Genomic DNA, 8,605 nt, shown 5'->3' on the forward strand with positions numbered 1-8,605 from the left:
GCTCCCCGGACATGAGCGTCGAATTCACCAGTGAACAGAAGGACTTCGCGGCGGCGATCGCCGATTTCTGCAAGCGGGAGAGCGGCACCCGCGAGCAACGCGACAGGCTGACGAATCACGGCGAGCACAACCACAATCAGGACCTCTACGAGAAGATGGCGAAGCTGGGCTGGCTGGGCATCACCATCCCCGAGGAGTACGACGGCTCGGCCGCGAGCCACGTCGACATGTGCATCCTGCTCGAGGAAGCCGCCAAGGGCATGGCGCCCATCGGCGGAATCGGGCCCACCCTGATCACCGGCGGCGCGTACGCGAAGTTCGGAACCGACGCACAGAAGGACGTCGTGCTGCGCGGCATCGTGGCAGGCCGGTCGCAGTCCATCTCGATGTCCGAGCCGGAGGCCGGTTCCGACGTCGGCAACCTCAGCACCCGCGCGGAGAAGACCGCCGACGGCTGGGTGATCAACGGCCAGAAGACGTGGTGCTCCAATGCGCACTTCGCCGACAACATCCTGCTCGTGGCCCGCACCGGGCGCGGCGACGGCAAACACGAAGGCCTCACGATGTTCCACGTCCCCGCGGATACCGCGGGACTGAAGATCAGTGGCATCGACACGATGGGCGGCAAGGAGGTCAACGACCTCTACTTCACCGACTGCGTCCTCCCCGAGGACGCGGTGGTGGGCGAGGTCGGCAACGGCTGGCGCCAGCTGATGACCGGACTGAACTTCGAACGCCTGATCCTCGCCGCCATGATGCTCGGCACCGCGCAGCGCGCGTTCGCGGACACCCTCGATTTCGTCACCCAGCGCAAGCAGTTCGGGCGTCCCGTCGGATCGTTCCAGGCGCTACGCCACCGCATCGCCGATCTCGCGACGGAGATCGAGTGCTGCAAACTGCTCGTGTACAGCGTCGCCAAGGACGTCGACGCGAACCCCGACAAGATGCTGGCCCGCGAAGCGTCGATGGCCAAGCTGAAGGTCACGGAGACGGCGAAGAAGGTCGCGCTCGAGGGCATACAGATGATGGGCGGGTACGGCTACGCCACCGAGTTCGACATGGAGAAGCACGTCCGCGCCACCATCGTCTCGAGCATCTACGGCGGTACCAACGAGATTCAGCGCGACATCATCGGCAAGACCTACGGCTTGTAAACATCCACTGCGGTTTATGCTGGTTTGCCGCATCGAAGGAGTTCTCCATGGCATCGCCCTCCGTGTCACGATCCCCAGCGGGCCGCACCCTGCGCCGCCGACCCCAGTTGTCGGACGACGTCGCCGTGCACGTCCGCAACCTGATCATGTCCGGGGGCGTTCGCCCGGGTGACTTCATCCGCCTCGACGAGACGGCGGCGGACCTGGGTGTCAGCGTCACACCCGTCCGCGAGGCGCTCCTGACCCTGCGCGGCGAGGGACTCGTCGAACTGGTTCCCCACCGCGGCTACGTGGTCGCCCCGCTCAGCCGGGACGACATTCACGACCTCTTCTGGCTACAGGGCCAGATCGCCGAGGAACTCGCGGTCCGCGCGACGCGGTCCGTCACCCCGGAGGTCGTCGAGGAGCTGACCGCGATCAATGAGAAGCTGCGGCGGGCCGTCGAGGACGGCGAGGCCGACCGCATCGAGGATCTCGAGTTCTCCTTCCACCGGGTCATCAACCATCTCGCCGACGCGAGCAAGCTGTCGTGGTTCCTGCTCAGCGCCACCCGGTACACGCCGGTGCAGTTCTATTCGTCCGATCCGGCCTGGGGCGAGTCGGCGGTCGAGAGCCACCGGCGCCTCATCGCCGCGCTCGCCGACGGGAAGGCCGACGTGGTCGGCGCCGAGAACAAGGCCCACTTCATCGACGGCGCCCAGCGACTGGTCGCACATCTCGACGAGGTCGGCATCTGGGACTGACCGGCGCCGCCGATCACCCGTGCCGGGTCAGCACGGTGCGGGGTTGCGGTCTCCGTAACCGGGGTCCAGTGCCCGCTGGATGATGTACACGGCCCGCGGATCGGTGGTCAGCTGGCCGTGGTCCGCGGTGTTCGTGTCGCAGCCGTCCTGGAGCCAGATGTTGTGCACGGCGGCCCCGGGACCGGCTGTCAGGAACGTGTTCTCGGGAGGGGTGGACACGGTGTCGCTGCGACTGGCGACCACCGTGTAGTCGATGCCCGGGTCGGTGTCGCCCGCCGCGTTGAGGAGCTGCAGGAAGGGCGAGCCCACCATCTGCTGGATGTAGGACGGCCCGACCGCGACACCGGCGAGCGTTGTGACCGGCACACCCAGTGCCTGCGCGATCGCACCGAGCGACTGGACGTCCCCGAAGCTGGTGCCGTGGTTGGTGGCGCCGAGCGTGACGAGCGAGTGCACCTTGTTCAGCGCGGGGTTCGCCCGGTCGGCACCGCCTTCGAACCGCAGGTACTGACGGGACACCGTGCCGCCGAGCGAATGCCCGATCATGTCGACCTGCGGAGCACCGGTGGCGGTGCGGACCAGCTCGACGAACCCGGCGAGCTGCCGAGCGGACTCCTCGATGTCGGCGCCGCCGAACATGCGCATCATGTTGCCCTTGGTCAGACCGGCCGCCTGTCCGTAGTTGAGGGCGAAGACGCAGTAGCCGTCCGCGCTGAGCTCCGGAGCGAGGTCCTTCCACGTCCCCACCATGCCGGTCCAGGTGCCGTGCACCAGCACGACGGGACGGGGGTGCGCCGCGGACGGCTTACAGCTCCAGTCGTTGGCCCCGGGAAGCGCGGACGGATCGACCACGGGCGCGGGTTCCGCTTCCACGGGATCCGCTGCCGCCGGTGCCGCACTGCCCAGCATCACGATGCCTGCCAGCACGCACAACAGAGCCCTAGTGGCCGACGATATACGCATATTCCTCGTATCCTGAGTGTGCGGAAATAGACTTCAGGTTACGTTAGCCAACCGTCCATCAAAGTCTCAACCTGAGATCGAGACTCCCGGGGGTGATAACCCACCAGGTTCGTTTTCGGCCGATCGACCACGGCACTCCCGGCCATCCGGAAGGCTCATGGAAACGAACCACCAACGACACACGATAGTCGGGATGAGAGAGCTACTGCCGATCGAGTGAGTGGGGCGATTATGTACTTCTCCGTAGAACAGCGGAACGGCGACGATTCCGGAGAGCATACTGACGCCTCGGCGCAGCACGCACTCGAGAGTCTGCGCGCGGAACTCGACGCCGTCGACGCGACCCTGCTCGAGGCGGTCCGGCAGCGGTTGGAAGTGTGCCTGCGGATCGGCGAACTGAAGCGCCGCGAGCACATCGCCATGATGCAGCCGGGACGGATCCACATCGTCCACGAACGGGCGCGCCAGTACGCCGACAGCCACTCCCTCTCCCCGGAGTTCTTCGATTCGCTCTACGACCTCCTCATCGCCGAGACGTGCCGGCTCGAGGACCTCGTGATCAACGCGGAGACCGTCGACGAGGCTCCCCGCCACAATGGCAACCACAACGGCAGCCACAGCCACGCCGGCAACCACCAGGTTCGCCACAGTTCCGTGCCGTCTGCGAATGTCGAGTCGTGATGAGTACCCGGACGCTGCTGGTCGACAATTACGACTCCTTCACCTACAACCTGTTCACCCTGCTGGCCGAGGTGAACGGGGAACCGCCGACGGTCGTGCACAACGACGTGGAGTGGGGTTCGATCCCCTGGTCCGACTTCGACAACATCGTCATCTCCCCCGGCCCCGGCCGGCCGGACCGGAAACGCGACTTCGGGATCAGTGCCCGCATCATCAGGGAAACCGAACTCCCCGTGCTCGGCGTGTGCCTCGGCCACCAGGGGCTGTGCCAGCTGTTCGGGGGCAAGGTGGTGCTCGCGCCCGAACCGATGCACGGCCGCGTGTCCCTCGTCGACCACGACGGTTCCGAACTCTTCGCCGGCATTCCGTCGCCGTTCCCGACGGTTCGCTACCACTCGCTGATCGTCGAGGATCTCCCCGGCGACCTCGAGGCCACCGCCTGGACGGCCGACGGACTCCTGATGGGCGTGCGGCACCGCACCCGCCCGCTGTGGGGAGTCCAGTTCCATCCCGAATCGATCAGCACCGCCTTCGGCCACGAACTGCTCGCGAACTTCCGCGACCTCACGCAGACGCATTCCGGGACACCCACGCACGGTTCCCTGCTCAGAATCCCGATCCCCCACGCGCCGTACGTGGTCCAGCAGGTGCGGGTCGACCACGAAGTCGACCCCCGCACCACGTTCGAGGATCTGTTCGCGTCCGGACCCAACGCGTTCTGGCTCGACGGGACGTCGGCGTCGGAACCGACTTCGCGTTTCACGATCATGGGCAACTGTTCCGGTCCGCGCGCCGAATACATCACGTACGACGTCAGCGAAGCGATCGTCCGGATCACGCGCGAGGGGTTACCGGTCGAACAGGTGCACGCACCGTTCTTCGACTACCTCGAACGGCAACTGCAGGCACGGTCGGTGCCCGGACTCCCGGGTGTGCCGTTCGGCCTCGGCTACGTGGGATACCTCGGCTACGAGTTGAAGGCCGAGACCGGCGGAACGGCGGCACACAAGTCGCCCACCCCGGACGCCGCGCTGGTGTTCGCGGACCGCGCCGTGGTCATCGACCATTCGAACGAGCGCACGTACGCGCTGTGCCTGAGCGATCACCAGGACGATCCGGAGTTGCGCCGCTGGCTCGACGAGATGGAGGCGGCGCTGCACCGGCTGGCCGAGCCGGACCAGCCGCCGACCGCGGTGCCGCCGATCCGGAAACCGGAATCCGCCGAACTCGCCCTGCGGCACGACCACGACAAGTACCTCGACCACATCGCGACGTCGCTCGGCGAGATCCGGACCGGCGAGTCCTACGAGGTGTGCCTGACCAACATGGCGACGGTGGACCAGTCGATCGATCCCCTGCACACGTTCGAACTGCTGCGCTCCATCAGCCCCACTCCGTACAGCGCGTACCTCCAGTTCGCCGGACTGTCCGTTCTCAGCGCCTCCCCCGAACGGTTCCTGCGGATCGGCGCGGACCGGGTGGTGGAGTCCAAACCCATCAAGGGGACCCGTCCGCGCGGTGCCACCCCCGCCAAGGACGCGGCGCTGCGGCAGGATCTGCTCGACAGCGAGAAGGATCGCGCCGAGAACCTGATGATCGTCGATCTGACGCGGAACGATCTGGCCCGGGTGTGCGTTCCCGGCTCGGTGCACGTTCCGAAGCTGTTCGACGTCGAAACGTACGCGGCCGTGCATCAACTCGTGTCGACCGTGCGCGGAACCCTCAGCGCCGACGCCTCCGTCGTCGAGTGTGTCCGGGCCGCCTTCCCCGGCGGATCGATGACGGGCGCCCCGAAGATCCGGACGATGGAGATCATCGACCGGCTCGAGTCCGGGCCGCGCGGTGTGTATTCCGGTTCGATCGGCTACTTCTCGCTGACGGGGACGGCCGACCTGTCCATCGTCATCCGGACGATCGTTGCCACGGACACCGAGGTGACATTCGGCATCGGCGGTGCGATCACTGCGCTGTCGGACCCGGAGGAAGAGTTCGACGAGGCAATGGTCAAGGCCGCCACCATGTTGCGGGCGCTGTCCGTGACGGCAGACCGGCCGAACGAGATCGGGCAGTGAACGCCCCGGCCGCATCCGCCAGGACCGTCGCACTGATCGGCGGTTCGGGCGATGTCGGCCGGATGCTCGCAACCCGGCTCCGCACCGACGGAAACACGGTGCGCACCATTGATATCCGGTTCACCGACCGGTCCGACTCGGATCAGATGGAGGGCGACGTCACCGACCCGACGCCGGAAATGCGGGCGGTGGTGCAGAACGCCGATGCGGTGATCCTCGCGATACCCGAAAGCGTCGCGCTGGAGTCGATTCCGTTCGTCGTCGCGGAGTTGCGCGAGCAGGCCCTGCTGGTCGACACGCTGTCCGTGAAATCTCGATTCGATGCGGCCCTGCGGGAGAGCGCACTGCGGGGCGGCGCGGTGGGCATCAACCCGATGTTCGCGCCGTCCCTCGGACCGGAGGGCCGCCCCGTCGCGGCCGTGACCTACCGGGACGGCGCCGGGGTCGAATGGTTCCTGTCCGCACTGTCCGGCTGGGGATCCTCGGTGGTCCGCCTGGACGCCGAACACCACGACCGGCTCACGGCAGCGACCCAGGCACTGACACACGCCGGCGTCCTCGCTTTCGGCCTCGCTCTCGCGGAACTCGGTGTCGACGGCGCCGAACTCACCGCGGTGGGCACCCCTCCGCATCTCGTCTCGCTCGCGCTCCTCGCACGGGTCGGCGGCGGCGTCCCGGAGGTCTACCACGACATCCAGGCCGGCAATCCCTTCGCCGGCGACGCCCGCCGCGCGCTCGCCGCCGCGCTCGCCACGCTCACCGACACCGTCGAGCAGGGTTCGGAAGACGATTTCGCCGCGCTCATGTCCCGCGCGACGTCCCCCCTCGGCGACCGGAACGAACCCCTCGCCCGGCTGTGCGCCGACCTCTTCACCGATCTCGTTCACCGACAGCCGCGGAACGGAGATACGTCATGACGACCCGGAACTTTCCCTCGCTCCCGGAGTACGACCCGTCCGATCCGGTGGAGAGTGCCGTCGTGACGCGGCTCGCCCGCAACTGGGGGCAGCGGGCGACCGTGAAGAAGCCGGAACCGGACCTCGACGCGCTGTTCGACCTCGGCAAGCAGGACTACCCGAACGAGTTGCTGCCGTTCGCCGATCACGACCGGTTCCTCCGCATGGGCGGCGAGCAACGGAACCAGCTGCGGGCGTGGGCCTGGATCGCGTTCAACAAGAACGTCATGGACATCGAGCAGTACGTGGTCAATCCCGGGTTCGACCTCGTCGCGCACGACGCCCTCGACACCGGGCTCGGAGACACGTTCGCCGTGGCCGTCCACCAGGCGATGGTGGACGAGCAGTACCACACCCTCATGCACCTGAACGCGAGCGCGGTCACGCGCCGTCAACGCGGTTGGGCGATGCCCAATAACGCCCTGCCCGACGTCCTGACGTTGCGCCGCCAGCGCGCGGCGACGACCGAGGCCGCCGACCCGAGGCAGCGGGCGATCACGACGTTCGCCTTCATGACCGTGGCGGAGATCTCGATCAGCTCCTACCTCGACCTGATCTCCGAGAACGACGTCATCCAGCCGGTCAACCGGGCGACGGTCCGGCTGCACAATCGCGACGAGTACTGTCACGCCTCGATCGCCGACGACATCGCGGGCGTCGTCTACGACACCCTGAACCCCGGCGACCGGCGGCTCTTCCTCGACCGGCTGGTCGACGCGATGACCGCCTTCAGCAGCAACGACTACTCGACCTGGCACACCATCGTCGACATTCTGGACCTCGAGGGCGGTCAGGCGATGATCGACGACGCCGAACACGACACCCGGCGATCCGCGCTGGTCCAGGATTTCGGTGGCATCCACAAACTGTGCAAGCACCTCGGGGTCGCGGGCGAGATGTCCTACGAGTGGGCCTGACGTCGCGGGGAAGCCGCCCGATTTCCGTGACAGCCGCTCCCGTCCGGTTGTCACAGAACGGCGGGGCCCGGTGTCTGGTGTGTGACACCGTCGAGAACGAAGAGGAGCCAGCCATGGCCGGCACGTCGCAGACCACGCCCGACGATCGCGGCGGGAGCACGGATGCCCGTTCCGATCCCGCCACCGAGGCGTTCGTCGCCCACCGCAATCTGCTGTTCACCGTCGCCTACGAGATGCTCGGCTCGGCCGCCGACGCGGAGGACATCCTGCAGGAGACGTGGCTGCGGTGGGCGGGCGTCGATCTGGGCACGGTGCGGAATCAGCGGGCGTACCTAGTGCGGATCACCACCCGCCAGGCGCTGGTCCGGCTGCGCACGGTCGGCAGGCGCAGGGAGTCCTACGTCGGCCCCTGGCTACCGGAGCCGCTGTTGACCGCCCCCGACGTGGCCGAGGACGTCGAGTTGGCCGACAGCGTGTCGATGGCGATGATGCTGGTGCTGGAGACGCTCGCACCGACCGAGCGGGCGGTGTTCGTGCTCCGTGAGGTGTTCGCTCTGGAGTACGGGGAGATCGCGGCCGCCGTCGACAAGAGCACGGACGCCGTCCGTCAGATCGCGCACCGGGCGCGGACCCACGTCGCTGCGCGCCGGCCGCGGGGCGTCGTCTCCCCGGCCGAGTCACGGGATGCGCTCGACGCGTTCAAACGGGCGCTCGAGACGGGCGACCTGCAGAGCCTGCTCGACCAGCTCGCACCGGACGTCGTCCTCCTCGGTGACGGCGGCGGAGTCAAGCAGGCCGTGCTGCGGCCCATCGTCGGGGCCGACAAGGTGGGCCGCCTGCTCGCGGCCGGCCTGCCCCGGATCGGCGGCGAGGTATCGGTCGAGCCCGTGCAGATGAACGGCTCCCCCGCGCTGATCGTCCGGCTCGACGGGGAGATCGACGACGTCGTGGCGGTGCGGATGGACGACGGCAAGATCACCGGGCTCTACATCGTGCGCAACCCCGAGAAACTGTCGCGGGTCGAGCGGGAAACCGCGGTGAGCCGCTGAGGCGGACCCCTGAACTGACGATGCCCATGGTGGGAAGGCGCGGAGCCTTCCCACCACGGGCGCTCGGAGA

Annotated in this window: 8 protein-coding genes; 7 read left to right on the forward strand and 1 reads right to left on the reverse strand. The window is 67.6% G+C overall.

Translation table 11 applies throughout. The annotated features are described in order from the left end of the window. The first annotated feature begins 11 nt into the window (after positions 1-11). Both BLV94_RS13825 and BLV94_RS13830 read left to right on the forward strand, forming a co-directional pair. A complete protein-coding gene (locus BLV94_RS13825) occupies positions 12-1,154 on the forward strand; it encodes an acyl-CoA dehydrogenase family protein (protein WP_072945667.1) in 1,143 nt (380 codons plus the stop codon). A 47-nt stretch (positions 1,155-1,201) separates the two neighbouring features. Continuing rightward, on the forward strand, positions 1,202-1,897 hold the full coding sequence (locus BLV94_RS13830) for a GntR family transcriptional regulator (protein ID WP_072945665.1): 696 nt from the start codon (positions 1,202-1,204) through the stop codon (positions 1,895-1,897). 27 nt (positions 1,898-1,924) lie between these two features. Here the strand turns inward: BLV94_RS13830 and BLV94_RS13835 are convergent, their stop codons facing one another. Then, complete coding sequence (locus BLV94_RS13835; protein WP_072945663.1) at positions 1,925-2,860, reverse strand: esterase/lipase family protein; 936 nt, start codon at positions 2,858-2,860, stop codon at positions 1,925-1,927. Positions 2,861-3,091: 231 nt separating this feature from the next. Here BLV94_RS13835 and BLV94_RS13840 point away from each other — a divergent pair, with 231 nt between their 5' ends. The 5 genes from BLV94_RS13840 (at position 3,092) to BLV94_RS13860 (ending at position 8,535) form a co-directional block, all read left to right on the forward strand. Beyond that, entirely contained in the window at positions 3,092-3,541 is a 450-nt protein-coding gene (locus BLV94_RS13840; protein WP_072945660.1) for a chorismate mutase family protein, read from the forward strand. Beyond that, positions 3,541-5,613, forward strand: a complete 2,073-nt coding sequence (pabB, locus tag BLV94_RS13845) for an aminodeoxychorismate synthase component I (RefSeq protein WP_072945658.1) — start codon at positions 3,541-3,543, stop codon at positions 5,611-5,613. The genes BLV94_RS13840 and pabB overlap by 1 nt, the downstream gene beginning before the upstream one ends. Continuing rightward, positions 5,610-6,530, forward strand: a complete 921-nt coding sequence (locus BLV94_RS13850; RefSeq protein ID WP_072945655.1) for a prephenate dehydrogenase/arogenate dehydrogenase family protein — start codon at positions 5,610-5,612, stop codon at positions 6,528-6,530. The genes pabB and BLV94_RS13850 overlap by 4 nt, the downstream gene beginning before the upstream one ends. Next, positions 6,527-7,486, forward strand: coding sequence for a diiron oxygenase (locus tag BLV94_RS13855; protein ID WP_072945652.1), 960 nt, complete (start codon positions 6,527-6,529; stop codon positions 7,484-7,486). Before BLV94_RS13850 ends, BLV94_RS13855 begins: the two co-directional genes overlap by 4 nt. Before the next feature lie 113 nt (positions 7,487-7,599). After that, positions 7,600-8,535 carry an RNA polymerase sigma-70 factor gene (locus BLV94_RS13860; protein WP_072945650.1) on the forward strand — a complete coding sequence of 312 codons (936 nt, stop codon included), beginning with the start codon at positions 7,600-7,602 and terminating at the stop codon, positions 8,533-8,535. Positions 8,536-8,605 lie beyond the last annotated feature (70 nt).

The sequence above is a fragment of the Rhodococcus koreensis genome, assembly GCF_900105905.1.
Taxonomy (GTDB): Bacteria; Actinomycetota; Actinomycetes; order Mycobacteriales; family Mycobacteriaceae; genus Rhodococcus_F; species Rhodococcus_F koreensis.